Raw genomic sequence first — 17,892 nt, 5'->3', positions numbered from 1 at the left:
CGCCCGTCCTGGTCCGTCCTGTCCCGACCACTGCCTCCACGATAGGGGTCCGCACCGACAGCCCCGGAGTTATCCACAGGCCCGCCCCTCTCCTCACCTCACCGCCGGCACACGAGCGGCCCGGCACCCCCCGAGGGTGCCGGGCCGCCCCGTACCGGCGGGCCGGAGGTCAGCGCACGAAGGTCCCCGCCTGACCGGCCAGGTCCAGGAAGTACTGCGGCGCCACGCCGAGCACCACCGTGACCGCCACGCCCACCGCGATCGCCGTCGTCGTCAACGGTGACGGCACCGCCACGGTCGGGCCCTCGGGCCTGGGCTCGCTGAAGAACATCAGCACGATCACCCGGATGTAGAAGAACGCCGCGACCGCCGACGAGATCACACCGACCACGACCAGCGGGGCCGCGCCGCCCTCGGCCGCCGCCTTGAACACGGCGAACTTCCCCGCGAACCCGGAGGTCAGCGGGATACCGGCGAAGGCCAGCAGGAACACCGCGAACACCGCCGCGACCAGCGGCGACCGGCGGCCCAGCCCGGCCCACTTCGACAGGTGCGTGGCCTCGCCGCCCGCGTCCCGCACCAGCGTCACCACGGCGAACGCGCCGATCGTGACGAAGGAGTACGCGGCCAGGTAGAACAGGACCGAGGAGATGCCGTCCGGGGTGGTCGCGATGACACCCGCGAGGATGAAGCCCGCGTGGGCGATCGACGAGTACGCCAGCAGCCGCTTGATGTCGGTCTGGGTGATCGCGACGATCGCGCCGCCCAGCATGGTGACGATCGCCACGCCCCACATCACCGGCCGCCAGTCCCAGCGCAGGCCGGGCAGGACGACGTACAGCAGGCGCAGCAGGGCGCCGAAGGCCGCCACCTTGGTCGCCGCCGCCATGAACCCGGTCACCGGGGTCGGCGCGCCCTGGTACACGTCGGGCGTCCACATGTGGAAGGGCACCGCGCCGACCTTGAACAGCAGGCCCATCACGATCAGCGCGCCGCCGACGAGCAGCAGCGCGTCGTTGCCCATGGTGTCGGCGAGCGCCGGGGTGACCTCCACCACCGATCCGTCGACGACCTGCGCGATGGCGCCGTAGGACATGGAGCCCGCGTAGCCGTAGAGCAGGGCGATGCCGAACAGGGTGAACGCGGAGGCGAACGCGCCGAGCAGGAAGTACTTGACCGCCGCCTCCTGCGACATCAGCCGCTTGCGGCGGGCCAGCGCGCACAGCAGGTACAGCGGGAGGGAGAACACCTCCAGGGCGACGAACAGGGTCAGCAGGTCGTTGGCCGCCGGGAAGATCAGCATGCCGGCGACGGCGAACAGCAGCAGCGGGAACACCTCGGTGGTGGTGAACCCGGCCCGGACCGCCTTCTGCTCGCTCTCGCTGCCCGGTACGGAGGCGGCCTGCGCCGCGAAGGAGTCCACGGGGTTGCCGTGCGCCTGCGGGTCGAGCCGCCGTTCGGCGAAGGTGAACAGGGCGACCAGCGAGGCCAGCAGGATGGTGCCCTGGAGGAACAGGGCCGGTCCGTCGACGGCGATCGCGCCCATCGCGGCGATGCCCGCCTTGGTCGTGCCGTACCCGTCCGCGGCGAGCGCGACGACCGTGGCGAAGGCCGCGACGAGGGCGACGACGGAGACGAACATCTGCGCGTAGTAGCGCGACTTGCGCGGGACGAACGCCTCGACGAGCACGCCGACGACCGCCGCGCCGACGACGATCAGGGTGGGCGCCAGTTGCCCGTATTCGATCTTCGGTGTGTCGATCTTGGAGATCGGGTCGGCCGCCGTGGCCGCCGTTGTCCACAGGCTGTGGACGGCTGTTGCGCTCACTTGGCCGCCTCCACCTCGGGCTGGGGGTCCTTCTGCTGGACGTCGGACATGGTCTGCTTCACCGCGGGGTCGATCACGTCCGTGACGGGCTTCGGATAGACGCCGAGGAAGATCAGCAGCACCACCAGGGGCGCCACCACCACCAGCTCACGCGCGCGCAGGTCCGGCATGGCGGCCGTCTCCGGCTTCACCGGGCCGGTCATCGTCCGCTGGTAGAGGACCAGGGTGTAGAGCGCGGCGAGCACGATGCCGAAGGTGGCGATGATCCCGACCACCGGATAGCGCGTGAACGTGCCCACCAGCACCAGGAACTCGCTGACGAACGGCGCCAGCCCCGGCAGGGACAGGGTGGCCAGGCCGCCGATCAGGAAGGTGCCCGCGAGCACCGGGGCGGCCTTCTGCACCCCGCCGTAGTCGGCGATGAGCCGGGAGCCGCGCCGCGAGATCAGGAACCCGGCGACCAGCATCAGCGCGGCGGTGGACAGGCCGTGGTTGACCATGTAGAGCGTCGCGCCGGACTGGCCCTGGCTGGTCATCGCGAAGATGCCCATGATGATGAAGCCGAAGTGCGAGATGGACGCGTACGCCACCAGCCGCTTGATGTCGCGCTGGCCGACCGCGAGCAGCGCCCCGTAGATGATGCTGATCAGCGCGAGGACCAGGATGGCGGGCGTCGCCCACTTGCTGGCCTCGGGGAACAACTGCAGGCAGAAGCGGAGCATCGCGAAGGTGCCCACCTTGTCGACGACCGCCGTGATCAGCACGGCGACCGGGGCGGTGGACTCCTGCATGGCGTTGGGCAGCCAGGTGTGCAGCGGCCACAGCGGCGCCTTCACCGCGAAGGCGAAGAAGAAGCCGAGGAACAGCCAGCGTTCGGTGGTGGTCGCCATGGTCAGCTCGCCGCTCGCCCGGGCCTGGGCGATCTCGGTGAGCGAGAAGTTCCCGGCGACCACGTAGAGGCCGATCACCGCGGCCAGCATGATCAGACCGCCGACCAGGTTGTAGAGCAGGAACTTCACCGCCGCGTACGACCGCTGCGTCGACGCCGCCTGCTCGCCGTGCTCGTGGGCCCGGTCCCCGAAGCCGCCGATGAGGAAGTACATCGGGATCAGCATGGCTTCGAAGAAGATGTAGAAGAGGAAGACGTCGGTGGCCTCGAACGAGATGATCACCATCGCCTCGACGGCCAGGATCAGGGCGAAGAAGCCCTGGGTGGGCCGCCACCGGCTGCTGCCGGTCTCCAGCGGGTCGGCGTCGTGCCAGCCCGCCAGGATGATGAACGGCATCAGCAGGGCGGTCAGCGCGACCAGCGCCACCCCGATGCCGTCCACGCCCAGCTCGTAGCGGACGCCGAAGTCGGCGATCCAGGAGTGCGATTCGGTGAGCTGGTAGCGGTCGCCGTCCGGGTCGAAGCGGACCAGGACGACGATCGCCAGGACCAGTGTGGCCAGCGAGAACAGCAGCGCCAGCCACTTGGCCAGGGTGCGGCGCGCGGCCGGCACGGCGGCCGTGGCGAGGGCCCCGACGGCCGGGACCACCGCCGTCGCTGTCAGCAGGGGAAAGGACATCGGTATCAGACCGCCCTCATCAGCAGGGTCGCGGCGACGAGGACCGCCGCACCGCCGAACATCGAGACCGCGTAGGAGCGCGCGAACCCGTTCTGCACCTTGCGCATCCGTCCGGACAGGCCGCCGACCGAGGCCGCCGTGCCGTTGACGACACCGTCGACCAGGGTGTGGTCGACATACACCAGGGAGCGGGTGAGGTGCTCGCCGCCACGGACCAGGACCACATGGTTGAAGTCGTCCTGGAGCAGGTCGCGGCGGGCGGCCCGGGTGAGCAGCGACCCGCGCGGGGCGACCGCCGGGACCGGCCGGCGTCCGTACTGCGCCCAGGCGAGGGCGACGCCGAGGACCATCACGGCGACCGTGCACAGCGTCACCGTCAGGGCGCCGACCGGCGGGTGCCCGTGCGCGTGGTCGGTGATCGGCTCCAGCCAGTGCAGGAACCGGTCGCCGACGCTGAAGAACGCGCCGCCCGCGACCGATCCGACGGCCAGCACGATCATCGGGACCGTCATCACCTTCGGCGACTCGTGCGGATGCGGCGGGGTGTACTCGCCCCGGGTCTCCGCGGCGGGCTCCACGTCCGGCCGGGCCGGGGACGGGGTCGGGGCGTCCCGCCAGCGCTCCTCGCCGAAGAACGTCATCAGCATCACGCGCGTCATGTAGTACGCGGTGATGGCCGCGCCCAGCAGGGCCGCGCCGCCGAGCAGCCAGCCCTCGGTGCCGCCCTTGGCGAACGCCGCCTCGATGATCTTGTCCTTGGAGAAGAAGCCGGACAGCCCGGGGAAGCCGATGATGGCCAGGTAGCCGAGGCCGAAGGTGACGAAGGTGACCGGCATGTACGTGCGCAGGCCGCCGTAGCGGCGCATGTCGACCTCGTCGTTCATGCCGTGCATGACCGAGCCGGCGCCGAGGAACAGCCCGGCCTTGAAGAAGCCGTGCGTCACCAGGTGCATGATCGCGAAGACGTAGCCGATGGGGCCGAGGCCCGCGGCGAGCACCATGTAGCCGATCTGCGACATGGTCGAACCGGCCAGCGCCTTCTTGATGTCGTCCTTGGCGCAACCGACGATCGCACCGAACAGCAGCGTGACCGCGCCGACGACGGTGACGACCACCTGGGCGTCCGGCGCCCCGTTGAAGATCGCCCCGGAGCGGACGATCAGGTACACGCCCGCCGTCACCATGGTCGCGGCGTGGATGAGGGCCGAGACCGGGGTCGGGCCCTCCATCGCGTCCCCCAGCCAGGACTGCAGCGGCACCTGGGCGGACTTGCCGCAAGCGGCGAGCAGCAGCATCAGGGCGATCGCGGTGAGCTTGCCCTCGTCCGCGCCGCCCGCGATGCCGGGCTCGTGCAGGGTGCCGAGCACCGGACCGAAGGCGAAGGTGCCGAACCAGAGGAACATCAGCATGATCGCGATCGACAGGCCCATGTCGCCGACCCGGTTGACCAGGAAGGCTTTCTTCGCGGCCGTGGCGGCGCTGGGCTTGTGCTGCCAGAAGCCGATCAGCAGGTAGGAGGCGAGACCGACGCCCTCCCAGCCGACGTACAGCAACAGGTAGTTGTCGGCGAGGACGAGCAGCAGCATCGCCGCGAGGAACAGGTTCAGATAGCCGAAGAAGCGGCGGCGGCGCTCGTCGTGCGCCATGTACCCGATCGAGTACAGGTGGATCAGCGAGCCGACGCCGGTGATCAGCAGGACGAACGTCATCGACAGTTGGTCGAGGCGGAAGGCGACGTCGGCCTGGAAGCCCTGCACCGGGACCCAACTGAACAGGTGCTGGGTCAGCGTGCGGTCCTCTCCGCCCTTGCCCAGCATGTCGGTGAAGAGGACCAGGCCGATCACGAAGGACGCGCCGGCCAGCAGGGTGCCGAGCCAGTGGCCGACGGCGTCCAGCCGGCGCCCGCCGCACAGCAGGACCGCCGCTCCGAGCAGAGGCGCCGCCACCAGCAGCGCGATGAGAGACTCCACGATTCAGCGACCCCTCACAGCTTCATCAGGCTGGCATCGTCGACCGAGGCCGAGTGGCGGGAACGGAACAGGGACACGATGATCGCGAGCCCGACCACGACCTCCGCGGCGGCGACGACCATCGTGAAGAAGGCGATGATCTGGCCGTCGAGGTTGCCGTGCATCCGGGAGAACGCGACGAACGCCAGGTTGCAGGCGTTGAGCATCAGCTCGACGCACATGAACACCACGATGGCGTTGCGCCGGATCAGCACCCCGGTGGCGCCGATCGTGAACAGCAGGGCCGCGAGATACAGGTAGTTGACGGGGTTCACTTCGACGCCTCCTCGGACCGCTTGAAGGTGGCCGGCTCGACCGCCCGGCGCTCCAGCCGCTCCTCGGCCCGCTGCTCCAGGGCCCTGAGGTCGTTCAGGGCCTCCTGCGACACGTCCCGGACCTGGCCCCGGTCGCGCAGCGTCTTGCTGACGGTCAGGTCGGAGGGCGTGCCGTCGGGCAGCAGACCGGCGATGTCCACCGCGTTGTGCCGGGCGTAGACGCCCGGTGCGGGCAGCGGCGGCAGGTACGTGCCCTTGCGGACCCGCTCCTCGGCCAGCTCCCGCTGGGTCCTGGCCCGCTCGGTGCGCTCGCGGTGGGTGAGCACCATGGCGCCGACGGCGGCCGTGATCAGCAGGGCGCCGGTGATCTCGAAGGCGAAGACGTACTTGGTGAAGATCAGGGCCGCCAGGCCCTCCACGTTGCCGCCCGCGTTGGCCTGGCCGAGGCCGCTGAACTCGCTCAGCGAGGCGTTGCCGATGCCCGCGATCAGCAGCACGCCGAAGCCGAGCCCGCAGAGCAGGGCCAGCCAGCGCTGGCCCCTGATGGTCTCCTTCAGGGAGTCCGCCGCGGTGACGCCGACCAGCATCACCACGAACAGGAACAGCATCATGATCGCGCCGGTGTAGACGACGATCTGGACGACGCCCAGGAAGTAGGCGCCGTTGGCGAGGTAGAACACCGCCAGGATGATCATGGTGCCGGCGAGGCAGAGGGCGCTGTGCACGGCCCGCTTCATGAAGACGGTGCACAGGGCGCCGATCACCGCGACCGTGCCGAGGATCCAGAACTGGACGGCCTCCCCGGTGGAGGTGCCGGCGGACAGGGTCGCCGCGGCGGCGAGCTGCGCGGTCATTTCCGGATCACCTTCTCCGAGGCCGGTTCGCCCTCGCCGAAGGTGGAGGCGGCCTCCTGCGGCACCTCGCCCTTGGAGACGGCGACCTGCCGCTCGGTGCCGGGGGCGGCCTCGGTGACCAGGCCCCGGTAGTAGTCCTGCTCGTCGGTCCCCGGGTAGATGGCGTGCGGGGTGTCGACCATGCCGTCGTCCAGGCCGGCGAGCAGTTGCTCCTTGGTGTAGATCAGGTCGGCGCGGCTGGAGTCGGCCAGCTCGAACTCGTTGGTCATGGTCAGCGCGCGGGTGGGGCACGCCTCGATGCACAGCCCGCACAGGATGCAGCGGGCGTAGTTGATCTGGTAGACCCGGCCGTACCGCTCGCCGGGCGAGTAGCGCTCCTCGTCGGTGTTGTCCGCGCCCTCCACATAGATGGCGTCGGCGGGGCACGCCCAGGCGCACAGTTCGCAGCCGACGCACTTCTCCAGGCCGTCGGGATGGCGGTTGAGCTGGTGCCGTCCGTGGAAGCGCGGGGCCGTGGTCTTCTGCTGCTCCGGGTACTGCTCGGTGAGCCGCTTCTTGAACATGGCCTTGAAGGTCACGCCGAAGCCGGCCACCGGGTTCAGGAAACCGGGCTTGGTGTCCTTGGGTTCCTGTTCCTCAGCCATCGGACGCCTCCTTTCCCTCCGTAGTTCCGCCCAGAGATCCGTCACTCTGAGTATCGGGCCCGCCACTGACAATCAGCTCCGGCTCCCGGCGCGGCCGGCGCCGCGGCACCGGCGGCAGCTCCTGGCCGGGCAGCGGCGGTACCGGGAAGCCGCCGGCCATCGGGTCGAAGGCGGCCGGTTCCCCGGCGGGCTCCTCGGCGCCCTCCTCCTTGCCGCGGAACGTGTCGGCGAGGAAGGACAGCAGCAGCACGGCGAGGACACCGCCGGCGACGTAGAGCGCGATGTCGGTGAAGTCGTAGTTCTCGTTCCTGAGGGCCCGGATGGTGGCGACCAGCATCAGCCAGACCAGCGAGACCGGGATGAGGACCTTCCAGCCGAGCTTCATCAACTGGTCGTAGCGCACCCGCGGGAGGGTGCCGCGCAGCCAGACGAAGAGGAACAGCAGCAACTGGACCTTGACCACGAACCAGAGCAGCGGCCACCAGCCGTGGTTCGCGCCCTCCCAGAAGGTGCTGACCGGCCAGGGGGCCCGCCAGCCGCCGAGGAAGAGGGTGGTGGTGACCGCCGAGACCGTCACCATGTTCACGTACTCGGCGAGCATGAACATCGCGAACTTGATCGAGGAGTACTCGGTGTTGAAGCCGCCGACCAGGTCGCCCTCGGACTCCGGCATGTCGAACGGGGCGCGGTTGGTCTCGCCGACCATGGTGACGATGTAGAGCAGGAAGGAGACCGGCAGCAGCACGATGTACCAGCGGTCGGCCTGCTGCTCGACGATCGCGGAGGTCGACATCGTCCCCGAGTAGAGGAACACGGAGGCGAACGCGGCGCCCATGGCGATCTCGTAGGAGATCATCTGCGCGCAGGACCGCAGACCGCCCAGGAGCGGGTACGTCGATCCGGAGCTCCAGCCCGCCAGCACGATGCCGTAGATGCCGACCGAGGCGACCGCCAGGATGTACAGCATGGCGATCGGCAGGTCGGTGAGCTGCATGGCGGTGCGGTGGCCGAAGACCGAGACCTGGCCGTCGGCCGGTCCGAACGGGATCACGGCGATCGCCATGAACGCGGGAATGGCCGCCACGATGGGGGCGAGGACGTAGACCGCCTTGTCCGCGCGTTTGACGACGACGTCTTCCTTGAGCATCAGTTTGATGCCGTCGGCGAGCGACTGGAGCATGCCCCAGGGGCCGTGCCGGTTGGGGCCGACGCGCAACTGCATCCAGGCGACGACCTTGCGCTCCATGACGATGGCGACGAGCACGGTCACCATGAGGAAGGCGAAGCAGAACACCGCCTTGACGACGACCAGCCACCAGGGGTCGCGGCCGAACATCGAGAGGTCTTCAGCGGCGAGGTACATGGTCATCCCTCCACCTCCAGGGCGGCCGCGACGGCAGTCGTCGCCGGGCCGATGCGGACCAGGGCGCCGGGCAGCGCCCCGGTGTCGGAGGCGACGCCGGCACCGGTGGAGTTCAGCGGCAGCCACACCACCCGGTCGGGCATCTCGGTGACCTTCAGCGGCAGTTCGACGGTCCCGGCCGGTCCGGTCACCGCCAGGACGTCGCCGTCCTTGACGCCCGCCTCGGCGGCGGTGGCGGCCGACACGCGCGCGTGGGCGGCGTGCCGGGTGCCGGCCAGCGCCTCGTCGCCCTGTTGCAGCACGCCCTGGTCGAGCAGGAGCCGGTGCCCGGCGAGCACGGCCTCCCCGGCGGCCGGCCGGGGCAGCCCGGCGGCGGTCTCCAGGGGCGCGGTGGCCGCGGGCCCGTCCCAGGCCCCGAGCCGGTCGATCTCCGCCCGCACCGTCCGCAGGTCCGGCAGCCCCAGGTGTACGTCCATGGCGTCGGCCAGCATCTGCAGGACCCGGGCGTCGGTGGGCGCGGGGCGGCGGGTCATCTGGTCGGGCTTGAGCGCCGCCTCGAAGAAGCGGACCCTGCCCTCCCAGTTCAGGAAGGTGCCGGCCTTCTCGGCGACCGCGGCGACCGGCAGCACCACGTCGGCCAGCTCCGTGACCTCGCTGGGCCGCAGCTCCAGCGAGACCAGGAAGCCGACCTCGGCGAGCGCGGCACGCGCGCGTGCCGGGTCGGGCAGGTCGGCCACCTCCACGCCCGCCACCAGCAGCGCCTGCAACTCGCCGTCGGCGGCAGCCTCGACGATCCGGCCGGTGTCCCGGCCGAGGCGCTGCGGCAGCGCGGCCACGCCCCACACGGCGGCGACCTCGTCCCGGGCGCGCTGGTCGGCGGCCGGGCGCCCGCCCGGCAGCAGCGTCGGCAGCGCACCCGCCTCGATCGCGCCGCGCTCCCCGGCCCGGCGCGGGATCCACACCAGCGCGGCCCCGGTCGCCGCCGAGGCCCGTACCGCGGCGGTCGGGCCGCCGGCCACCGCCGCCAGCCGCTCGCCGACGACGATCACCGCGCCCTCGGCGCGCAGCGCCTCGGCGGCCAGCGCCCCGTCGCCCTCCAGGCCGACACCGGAGGCGAGCGCGTCCAGCCACTCGGTCTCGGTGCCGGGAGCGGCGGGCAGCAGGGTGCCGCCTGCCTTGACCAGGCCCCGGGTGGCGTGGGTGGCCAGGGAGAACACCTTCTGGCCGTGCTTGCGCCACGCCTTGCGCAGCCGCAGGAAGACGCCGGGCGCCTCCTCCTCCGCCTCGAACCCGGCCAGCAGCACCGCGGGCGCCTTCTCCAGGGCCGCGTAGGTCACGCCCGTGCCGTCGAGGTCCCGGCCGCGCCCGGCGACCCGGGCGGCCAGGAAGTCGGCCTCCTCGGCGCTGTGCACGCGCGCGCGGAAGTCGATGTCGTTGGTGTCGAGCGCCACGCGCGCGAACTTGCTGTACGCGTAGGCGTCCTCCACGGTGAGGCGGCCGCCGGTCAGCACCCCGGTCCGGCCGCGCGAGGCGAGCAGCCCCTGCGCGGCGATCCGCAGGGCGTCCGGCCAGGAGGCGGGCCGCAGCTCGCCCTCCGCGTCGCGCACCAGGGGCGTGTCGAGCCGGTCGCGCGTCTGCGCGTACCGGAACGCGAAGCGCCCCTTGTCGCAGATCCACTCCTCGTTGACCTCGGGGTCGTTGGCGGCCAGCCGCCGCATGACCTTGCCGCGCCGGTGGTCGGTGCGGGTCGCGCAGCCGCCGGAGCAGTGCTCGCACACCGACGGCGAGGAGATCAGGTCGAACGGCCGGGACCGGAACCGGTAGGCCGCCGAGGTCAGCGCGCCGACCGGGCAGATCTGGATGGTGTTCCCGGAGAAGTACGACTCGAAGGGGTCGCCCTCGCCGGTGCCGACCTGCTGGAGGGCGCCCCGCTCGATCAGCTCGATCATCGGGTCGCCCGCGACCTGGTTGGAGAACCGGGTGCAGCGGGCGCACAGCACGCACCGCTCGCGGTCGAGCAGCACCTGGGTGGAGATCGGCACGGGCTTCTCGTAGGTGCGCTTCTTGCCGTCGAAGCGGGACTCGGCGGCGCCGTGCGACATGGCCTGGTTCTGCAGCGGGCACTCGCCGCCCTTGTCGCAGACCGGGCAGTCCAGGGGGTGGTTGATGAGCAGCAGCTCCATCACCCCCTTCTGCGCCTTCTCCGCGACCGGCGAGGTGAGGTGGGTCTTGACCACCATCCCGTCGGTGCAGGTGATGGTGCAGGACGCCATGGGCTTGCGCTGGCCCTCGACCTCGACGATGCACTGCCGGCAGGCGCCGGCCGGGTCCAGCAGCGGGTGGTCGCAGAACCGGGGGATCTCGATGCCGAGCTGCTCGGCGGCCCGGATGACCAGGGTGCCCTTGGGCACGCTGATCTCGATGCCGTCGATGGTCAGCGAGACGAGGTCCTCCGGCGGCACGGCCGCCTCTCCCCCGCCGGAGGGAGCGCTGGTGGTCACAGTCATGCGTTCACCTCCGTACGGTGATCGGCCCAGGCCGTGGACCTGGCCGGGTCGAAGGGGCAGCCGCGGCCCGTGATGTGCTGCTCGTACTCCTCGCGGAAGTACTTCAGCGAGGAGAAGATCGGCGAGGCGGCGCCGTCGCCGAGGGCGCAGAAGGACTTGCCGTTGATGTTGTCGGCGATGTCGCCCAGCTTGTCGAGGTCGGCCATGGCGCCCTTGCCGGCCTCGATGTCGCGGAGCAACTGCACCAGCCAGTACGTGCCCTCGCGGCAGGGCGTGCACTTGCCGCAGGACTCGTGGGCGTAGAACTCGGTCCAGCGGGTGACGGCGCGGACCACGCAGGTCGTCTCGTCGAAGCACTGGAGGGCTTTCGTGCCGAGCATGGAACCCGCGGCGCCCACTCCTTCGTAATCGAGGGGGACGTCGAGGTGCTCGTCGGTGAACATCGGCGTCGAGGAGCCGCCCGGCGTCCAGAACTTCAGGCGGTGGCCGGGGCGCATGCCCCCGCTCATGTCGAGGAGCTGGCGCAGGGTGATGCCGAGCGGCGCCTCGTACTGGCCGGGGCTGGCGACGTGGCCGGAGAGGGAGTAGAGCGTGAAGCCCGGGGACTTCTCGCTGCCCATCGACCGGAACCAGTCCTTGCCCCGGTTCAGGATCGCGGGAACCGACGCGATCGATTCGACGTTGTTCACCACAGTCGGGCAGGCATAGAGGCCGGCCACAGCAGGGAAGGGGGGACGCAGCCGCGGTTGGCCCCGGCGGCCTTCGAGCGAGTCGAGCAGCGCGGTCTCCTCACCGCAGATGTACGCGCCCGCGCCCGCGTGCACGGTGAGGTCCAGGTCGAGTCCGCTGCCCAGGATGTTCTCGCCGAGGTAGCCCGCCGCGTACGCCTCGGCGACGGCCGAGTGCAGCCGCCGCAGCACGGGGACGACTTCACCCCGCAGATAGATGAACGCGTGCGAGGACCTGATGGCGTAGCACGCGATGACGATGCCCTCGATGAGGCTGTGCGGGTTCGCGAAGAGGAGCGGGATGTCCTTGCACGTCCCGGGCTCCGACTCGTCGGCGTTGACAACCAGATAGTGCGGCTTTCCGTCCCCCTGGGGGATGAACTGCCACTTCATCCCGGTCGGGAAGCCGGCGCCGCCGCGTCCGCGCAGACCGGAGTCCTTGACGTACGCGATCAGTTCGTCCGGCGACATCGCCAGCGCCTTGCGGAGCCCCTCGTAGCCCTCGTGCCGTCGGTACACGTCCAGCGTCCAGGACCGGTCCTCGTCCCAGAAGGCCGACAGCACGGGTGCGAGCAGCTTCTCGGGGCTGGGGTCCTTGATCTCGGCTGCCAAGGTCATCACTCCCCCTCCTCGGCGGTGGGCCCGGCCGGGTGGGACGGGTCGGAGGCCGATGTGTCCTGCGGGGCGTCGTGCGAGCTGAGGTGTTCACCCGGGGACGGGTCGTGCGGCGGCTCGTCCTGGGGCACGGCACCGCGCGGGTGCACCACACGCGCGGTGGGGGTCTCGCCCTTGGCGAGTTTCAGGCCGACCAGGGAGGCGGGTCCCGCGCTTCCCCCGGCCTCGACGGCGCCCTCCCGCTCGTCGGGGAAGCCGGCCAGGATGCGGGCGGTCTCCTTGAAGGTGCACAGGGGCGCCCCGCGCGTCGGGCTGACCGGCCGGCCGGCCCGGAGGTCGTCGACCAGGCGCCGGGCGCTGGCCGGGGTCTGGTTGTCGAAGAACTCCCAGTTGACCATCACCACCGGCGCGTAGTCGCAGGCCGCGTTGCACTCGATGTGCTCCAGGGTGACCTTGCCGTCGTCGGTGGTCTCGCCGTTGCCGACGCCCAGGTGCTCCTGGAGCTCCTCGAAGATCGCGTCGCCGCCCATGACCGCGCACAGGGTGTTGGTGCAGACGCCCACCTGGTAGTCGCCGCTGGGCCGGCGCCGGTACATGGTGTAGAAGGTCGCCACGGCGGTGACCTCGGCGGTGGTCAGGCCGAGCACCTCCGCGCAGAACCGCATTCCGGTGCGCGTGACGTGGCCCTCCTCCGACTGCACCAGGTGCAGCAGCGGCAGCAGGGCGGACCGGGAGTCCGGGTAGCGGGCGATGATCTCGCGCGCGTCGGCCTCCAGCTTGGTCCGGACGTCGTCCGGGTAGTCGGGCGCGGGCAGCTCGGGCATGCCGAGTCCGACGCCCCGTTCCGAGGAACTGGTGGTCACCGGTCGACGCCTCCCATCACGGGGTCGATGGAGGCCACCGCGACGATGACGTCGGCGACCTGGCCGCCCTCGCACATCGCCGCCATGGCCTGCAGGTTGGTGAAGGACGGGTCGCGGAAGTGGACCCGGTAGGGGCGGGTGCCGCCGTCGGAGACGACGTGCACCCCGAGTTCGCCCTTGGGCGACTCGACCGCCGTGTACGCCTGTCCCGGCGGTACCCGGAAGCCCTCGGTGACCAGCTTGAAGTGGTGGATCAGGGCCTCCATGGAGGTGCCCATGATCTTCTTGATGTGGTCGAGGGAGTTGCCCAGTCCGTCCGGGCCGAGGGCCAACTGGGCGGGCCAGGCGATCTTCTTGTCGGGGACCATGACCGGGCCGGGCTGGAGCCGGTCCAGGCACTGCTCGATGATCCGCAGCGACTGGCGCATCTCCTCCAGCCGGATCAGGAAGCGGCCGTAGGCGTCGCAGGTGTCGGCGGTCGGGACGTCGAAGTCGTACGTCTCGTAGCCGCAGTACGGCTGGGCCTTGCGCAGGTCGTGCGGCAGGCCGGTGGAGCGCAGGATCGGGCCGGTGGCGCCGAGGGCCATGCAGCCGGCCAGGTCCAGGTAGCCGACGTCCTGCATGCGGGCCTTGAAGATGGGGTTCCCGGTGGCGAGCTTGTCGTACTCCGGGAGGTTCTTCTTCATCTTCTTGACGAACTCGCGGATCTGGTCGACCGAGCCGGGCGGCAGGTCCTGGGCGAGGCCGCCGGGGCGGATGTACGCGTGGTTCATCCGCAGGCCGGTGATCAGCTCGTAGAGGTCCAGGATCAGCTCGCGGTCGCGGAAGCCGTAGATCATGATCGTGGTGGCGCCCAGCTCCATGCCGCCGGTGGCGATGCACACCAGGTGGGACGACATCCGGTTCAGCTCCATCAGGAGCACCCGGATGACCGAGGCGCGGTCGGGTACCTGGTCCTCGATGCCGAGCAGCTTCTCGACGCCGAGGCAGTAGGCCGTCTCGTTGAAGAACGGCGTCAGGTAGTCCATGCGCGTCACGAACGTGGTGCCCTGCGTCCACGTGCGGTACTCGAGGTTCTTCTCGATGCCGGTGTGCAGGTAGCCGATGCCGCAGCGGGCCTCGGTGACGGTCTCGCCCTCGATCTCCAGGATCAGGCGGAGCACACCGTGGGTGGAGGGGTGCTGGGGACCCATGTTGACGACGATGCGTTCGTCGTCGGCGCGGGCCGCGGACTGGACGACCTCGTCCCAGTCGCCTCCGGTGACCGTGTAGACGGTGCCTTCGGTGGTCTCGCGGGGGGATGCGTGCGATGTGCTCACGAGTACGACCTCCGCTGGTCCGGAGCCGGGATCTGGGCGCCCTTGTACTCGACGGGGATGCCGCCGAGGGGGTAGTCCTTGCGCTGCGGGAAGCCCTGCCAGTCGTCCGGCATCATGATCCGGGTCAGGGCCGGGTGGCCGTCGAAGACGATGCCGAAGAAGTCGTACGTCTCGCGCTCGTGCCAGTCGTTGGTCGGGTAGACCTCGAACAGCGAGGGGATGTGCGGGTCGCCGTCGGGGGCGCTGACCTCCAGGCGGATCACCCGGTTGTGGGTGATCGAGCGCAGGTGGTAGACGGCGTGCAGCTCGCGTCCCTTGTCGCCCGGGTAGTGCACGCCGCTGACGCCGGTGCACAGCTCGAAGCGCAGGGCCGGGTCGTCGCGCAGGGTGCGGGCAACGCGGACCAGGTGCTCGCGCTCGATGTGGAAGGTCAGCTCGCCGCGGTCGACGACCGTCTTCTCGATGGCGTTGCCGGGGAGCAGGCCCTGCTCCTCCAGCGCGCCCTCCAGCTCGTCCGCGACCTCGTCGAACCAGCCGCCGTACGGCCTGCTCGCCGGCCCCGGGAGTCGGACCGAGCGGACCAGGCCGCCGTAGCCGGAGGTGTCGCCGCCGTTGTTGGCGCCGAACATGCCGCGCTGGACGCGGATCTCCTCGCCGCCCTGCCCGCGCTGGCCGGGGAGGTTCTCGGCGGACAGGGCCCGCTCCGGGTTGGGACCGCCGGGGTCCCGGTGCGCGTCGCTCATCGCAGCAGCCCCTTCATCTCGATGGTGGGCAGGGCCTTGAGCGCCGCCTCCTCCGCCTCGCGGGCCGCCTCCTCGGCGTTCACGCCGAGCTTGGAGTTCTGGATCTTGTGGTGGAGTTTGAGGATGGCGTCCATCAGCATCTCGGGCCGCGGCGGGCAGCCCGGCAGATAGATGTCGACCGGGACGATGTGGTCCACGCCCTGGACGATCGCGTAGTTGTTGAACATGCCGCCCGAGGAGGCGCAGACCCCCATGGAGATGACCCACTTGGGGTTCGGCATCTGGTCGTAGACCTGCCGCAGCACCGGCGCCATCTTCTGGCTGACCCGGCCGGCCACGATCATCAGGTCGGCCTGGCGCGGCGAGCCGCGGAAGACCTCCATGCCGAAGCGCGCCAGGTCGTAGCGGCCGGCACCGGTGGTCATCATCTCGATGGCGCAGCAGGCCAGGCCGAACGTGGCGGGGAAGACGGACGCCTTGCGCACCCAGCCCGCGGCCTGCTCGACGGTGGTCAGCAGGAAGCCGCTCGGCAGCTTTTCTTCGAGTCCCATGACTAAAGGCCCCTCAGTCCCATTCCAGGCCGCCGCGCCGCCATACGTACGCGTACGCGACGAAGACGGTGAGCACGAAGAGCAGCATCTCCACGAGCCCGAAAATCCCCAGGGCGTCGAAGCTGACGGCCCAGGGGTAGAGGAAGACGATCTCGATGTCGAAGACGATGAAGAGCATCGCCGTCAGGTAGTACTTGATGGGGAAGCGCCCGCCGCCGGCCGGCGTGGGGGTCGGCTCGATGCCGCACTCGTAGGCTTCGAGTTTGGCGCGGTTGTACCGCTTCGGACCGATCAGCGTGGCCATGACCACGGAGAAGATCGCAAAGCCTGCCCCGAGGGCTCCCAGTACGAGGATGGGCGCATACGCGTTCACCGCTCCTCGCTCCTCTCAGTCGGCGCTGACTGCTGGCGGTTCGGCTTGGGTCACGACCGCCCCGGCAGCCCCACGAGCCCCGCCCGTCCCGGCGAAGATCGCGAACATGTGAAGCAGGTCACAAGCCCAACTGCTCCGCATCTTATGCCCGCCGCTCTGTGATCTGCGACACGGGGTATTGCACAAGCTTTGTGATCTCCACCACCTGACGAAGGATCATGAAGTCGGATGAGCGGTGATCTTCACACATCAAGCATCCGACTGATCACGAGAGGTGACATTTTCGCTCGTCAGAGCAGGTCGGAGGCGGCGTCTCCATATCAAGAGAGTTCCGCTGCATGCAAATTGGCGATCGGCGCGATCTCTTGATAGAGGACCCGTTCACACCCGGGAGGGGCGGAGCGGACGCGGTGTGAACGCGTGCACGCGTTCACGAGCGGAACCGGCCGGGCCGACGGGCGCGGGACGCGACCGCGCGGTTGACCGTTCCGTGACCTCGGACACATTCATGAGAGGCGGCTGAGAACCGGGGTTGGCCAACCACCCCAACCAGTGGTAAGCGGGGAGCAATTCGGGCGTAACGATCAAAGCCCGTGATCACAGCCATGTCACGGCCGCCCGCAATGTCCGTTACGGCGTCAATAAAGGGCGACACGCCCGGGATTCACAGGGTCGGTTGAACAACTGTGGCGCAGGACACGTTTCTTGAAGGCATGGAGGAGCTCCTGATACCGGTTGTACCCATGTCCCACACCGCTCACATACGCAGCCACCGGAAGCCCCGCCGCAGCGCGTCGACGATCGCGATGCGGGCCGGAGTGGCCGGTGGCGTCCTCAGCACCCTGGCAGTGGCCGGTGCGTCGGGTTCGGCGAGCGCGGCCGACGCCGAGCCCGTGACGCAGACCCTGGAACTGCCCACCCTGACGGCCGACCTGGCCGCTCAGATCGCCCAGTCCGCGGACGCCACGCAGCAGGCGGCCGCGAACTACGAGCTGCGGGCCGAGCGTGACGCGGCCGCCGCCAAGGCCGCCAAGGAAGCCAAGGCGGACCTGAAGGAAGCCAAGAAGAAGGCCGCGGAGGCCAGGCAGCGGGCCGAGCGCGAGGCCGCCCGCAAGGCCGCCGCCGCGCGCGCCAGCCGCGACGCCGAGCGCAGCACCCTGACCGCCTCCGCCTCGGCCTCCACCGACAACACCGGTGCGGCCTCCACCGGCGCCTCGGCGAGCACCGGCTCGTCCACGGCCACCGGTTCGGCCGCCGCGGTCGTCTCCTTCGTCAAGGCCCAGGTCGGCAAGGCGTACGTGTCCGGCGCCACCGGCCCGTCCGCCTACGACTGCTCCGGCCTCGTCCAGGCCGCCTTCAAGCAGGTGGGCGTCAGCCTGCCCCGCGTCTCCCAGGACCAGTCGACGGCCGGCACCCAGGTCTCGCTCGGCAGCCTGCAGCCGGGCGACATCCTGTACTGGGGCGGCGCCGGCAGCGCCTACCACGTGGGCGTGTACGTCGGTGACGGCATGTTCGTCGGCGCGCAGAACCCGTCCACGGGCGTCGTGCTGAAGCCGCTCTCCTACGACCCGCCGAGCGGCGCGGTGCGGGTGCTGTAACCCGGCGTACCGCGTCCCGCGGCCCGGCACCCCGGGCCGTGCGGCCGTACACCT

General features: G+C 70.3%; 15 protein-coding genes. 1 reads left to right on the top strand and 14 read right to left on the bottom strand.

The genetic code is table 11. The features are described 5' to 3' along the window. Positions 1-169: 169 nt before the first annotated feature. From nuoN to IE316_RS30005, 14 genes are read right to left on the bottom strand one after another with little or no spacing between them, the layout of a single operon-like run. The gene (nuoN, locus tag IE316_RS30070) at positions 170-1,828 is read right to left on the bottom strand and encodes an NADH-quinone oxidoreductase subunit NuoN (RefSeq protein ID WP_190207696.1); all 1,659 of its coding nucleotides are present in this window, start codon (positions 1,826-1,828) and stop codon (positions 170-172) included. Further along, positions 1,825-3,396, bottom strand: a complete 1,572-nt coding sequence (locus tag IE316_RS30065; protein ID WP_190207695.1) for an NADH-quinone oxidoreductase subunit M — start codon at positions 3,394-3,396, stop codon at positions 1,825-1,827. Before IE316_RS30065 ends, nuoN begins: the two co-directional genes overlap by 4 nt. Before the next feature lie 5 nt (positions 3,397-3,401). Beyond that, positions 3,402-5,366: an NADH-quinone oxidoreductase subunit L gene (gene nuoL, locus IE316_RS30060; protein WP_190207694.1), complete on the bottom strand. Its 1,965-nt coding sequence runs from the start codon at positions 5,364-5,366 to the stop codon at positions 3,402-3,404. Between the two features lie 14 nt (positions 5,367-5,380). After that, a complete protein-coding gene (nuoK, locus tag IE316_RS30055) occupies positions 5,381-5,680 on the bottom strand; it encodes an NADH-quinone oxidoreductase subunit NuoK (RefSeq protein ID WP_004927567.1) in 300 nt (99 codons plus the stop codon). Beyond that, positions 5,677-6,534, bottom strand: coding sequence for an NADH-quinone oxidoreductase subunit J (locus IE316_RS30050; RefSeq protein WP_190207693.1), 858 nt, complete (start codon positions 6,532-6,534; stop codon positions 5,677-5,679). The genes nuoK and IE316_RS30050 overlap by 4 nt, the downstream gene beginning before the upstream one ends. Next, complete coding sequence (gene nuoI, locus IE316_RS30045) at positions 6,531-7,178, bottom strand: NADH-quinone oxidoreductase subunit NuoI (protein ID WP_190207692.1); 648 nt, start codon at positions 7,176-7,178, stop codon at positions 6,531-6,533. The genes IE316_RS30050 and nuoI overlap by 4 nt, the downstream gene beginning before the upstream one ends. Continuing rightward, the gene (nuoH, locus tag IE316_RS30040; protein ID WP_190207691.1) at positions 7,171-8,547 is read right to left on the bottom strand and encodes an NADH-quinone oxidoreductase subunit NuoH; all 1,377 of its coding nucleotides are present in this window, start codon (positions 8,545-8,547) and stop codon (positions 7,171-7,173) included. Before nuoH ends, nuoI begins: the two co-directional genes overlap by 8 nt. After that, on the bottom strand, positions 8,544-11,048 hold the full coding sequence (locus tag IE316_RS30035) for an NADH-quinone oxidoreductase subunit G (protein ID WP_190207690.1): 2,505 nt from the start codon (positions 11,046-11,048) through the stop codon (positions 8,544-8,546). The genes nuoH and IE316_RS30035 overlap by 4 nt, the downstream gene beginning before the upstream one ends. Then, positions 11,045-12,397: an NADH-quinone oxidoreductase subunit NuoF gene (gene nuoF, locus IE316_RS30030; protein ID WP_190207689.1), complete on the bottom strand. Its 1,353-nt coding sequence runs from the start codon at positions 12,395-12,397 to the stop codon at positions 11,045-11,047. Before nuoF ends, IE316_RS30035 begins: the two co-directional genes overlap by 4 nt. Next, a complete protein-coding gene (nuoE, locus tag IE316_RS30025) occupies positions 12,394-13,254 on the bottom strand; it encodes an NADH-quinone oxidoreductase subunit NuoE (protein ID WP_190207688.1) in 861 nt (286 codons plus the stop codon). Before nuoE ends, nuoF begins: the two co-directional genes overlap by 4 nt. Continuing rightward, positions 13,251-14,573: an NADH-quinone oxidoreductase subunit D gene (locus IE316_RS30020; protein ID WP_190207687.1), complete on the bottom strand. Its 1,323-nt coding sequence runs from the start codon at positions 14,571-14,573 to the stop codon at positions 13,251-13,253. The genes nuoE and IE316_RS30020 overlap by 4 nt, the downstream gene beginning before the upstream one ends. Continuing rightward, the gene (locus IE316_RS30015; protein ID WP_190207686.1) at positions 14,570-15,316 is read right to left on the bottom strand and encodes an NADH-quinone oxidoreductase subunit C; all 747 of its coding nucleotides are present in this window, start codon (positions 15,314-15,316) and stop codon (positions 14,570-14,572) included. The genes IE316_RS30020 and IE316_RS30015 overlap by 4 nt, the downstream gene beginning before the upstream one ends. Beyond that, complete coding sequence (locus IE316_RS30010; protein ID WP_055635348.1) at positions 15,313-15,867, bottom strand: NuoB/complex I 20 kDa subunit family protein; 555 nt, start codon at positions 15,865-15,867, stop codon at positions 15,313-15,315. The genes IE316_RS30015 and IE316_RS30010 overlap by 4 nt, the downstream gene beginning before the upstream one ends. A 13-nt stretch (positions 15,868-15,880) precedes the next feature. After that, complete coding sequence (locus IE316_RS30005) at positions 15,881-16,240, bottom strand: NADH-quinone oxidoreductase subunit A (protein WP_003967084.1); 360 nt, start codon at positions 16,238-16,240, stop codon at positions 15,881-15,883. A gap of 743 nt (positions 16,241-16,983) precedes the next feature. On the opposite strand from IE316_RS30005, the gene IE316_RS30000 reads away from it, so the two are divergent. Next, positions 16,984-17,838, top strand: a complete 855-nt coding sequence (locus IE316_RS30000) for a C40 family peptidase (protein ID WP_190207685.1) — start codon at positions 16,984-16,986, stop codon at positions 17,836-17,838. The last annotated feature ends 54 nt before the right edge of the window (positions 17,839-17,892 follow it).

It is taken from the genome of Streptomyces fumanus, from assembly GCF_014655295.1.
Taxonomy (GTDB): Bacteria; Actinomycetota; Actinomycetes; order Streptomycetales; family Streptomycetaceae; genus Streptomyces; species Streptomyces fumanus.
Note: the sequence above shows the minus strand (reverse complement) of the source record. Positions and strands in the feature narration are given on the sequence as shown.

What these genes read in the sequence shown, in the direction of transcription:
- IE316_RS30065 (WP_190207695.1), bottom strand. Translation starts at nt 3,396, where the DNA reads ATGTCCTTTCCCCTGCTGACAGCGACGGCGGTGGTCCCGGCCGTCGGG.
- IE316_RS30050 (WP_190207693.1), bottom strand. Translation starts at nt 6,534, where the DNA reads ATGACCGCGCAGCTCGCCGCCGCGGCGACCCTGTCCGCCGGCACCTCC.
- nuoI (WP_190207692.1), bottom strand. Translation starts at nt 7,178, where the DNA reads ATGGCTGAGGAACAGGAACCCAAGGACACCAAGCCCGGTTTCCTGAAC.
- nuoH (WP_190207691.1), bottom strand. Translation starts at nt 8,547, where the DNA reads ATGACCATGTACCTCGCCGCTGAAGACCTCTCGATGTTCGGCCGCGAC.
- IE316_RS30035 (WP_190207690.1), bottom strand. Translation starts at nt 11,048, where the DNA reads ATGACTGTGACCACCAGCGCTCCCTCCGGCGGGGGAGAGGCGGCCGTG.
- IE316_RS30015 (WP_190207686.1), bottom strand. Translation starts at nt 15,316, where the DNA reads ATGAGCGACGCGCACCGGGACCCCGGCGGTCCCAACCCGGAGCGGGCC.
- IE316_RS30010 (WP_055635348.1), bottom strand. Translation starts at nt 15,867, where the DNA reads ATGGGACTCGAAGAAAAGCTGCCGAGCGGCTTCCTGCTGACCACCGTC.
- IE316_RS30000 (WP_190207685.1), top strand. Translation starts at nt 16,984, where the DNA reads ATGTCCCACACCGCTCACATACGCAGCCACCGGAAGCCCCGCCGCAGC.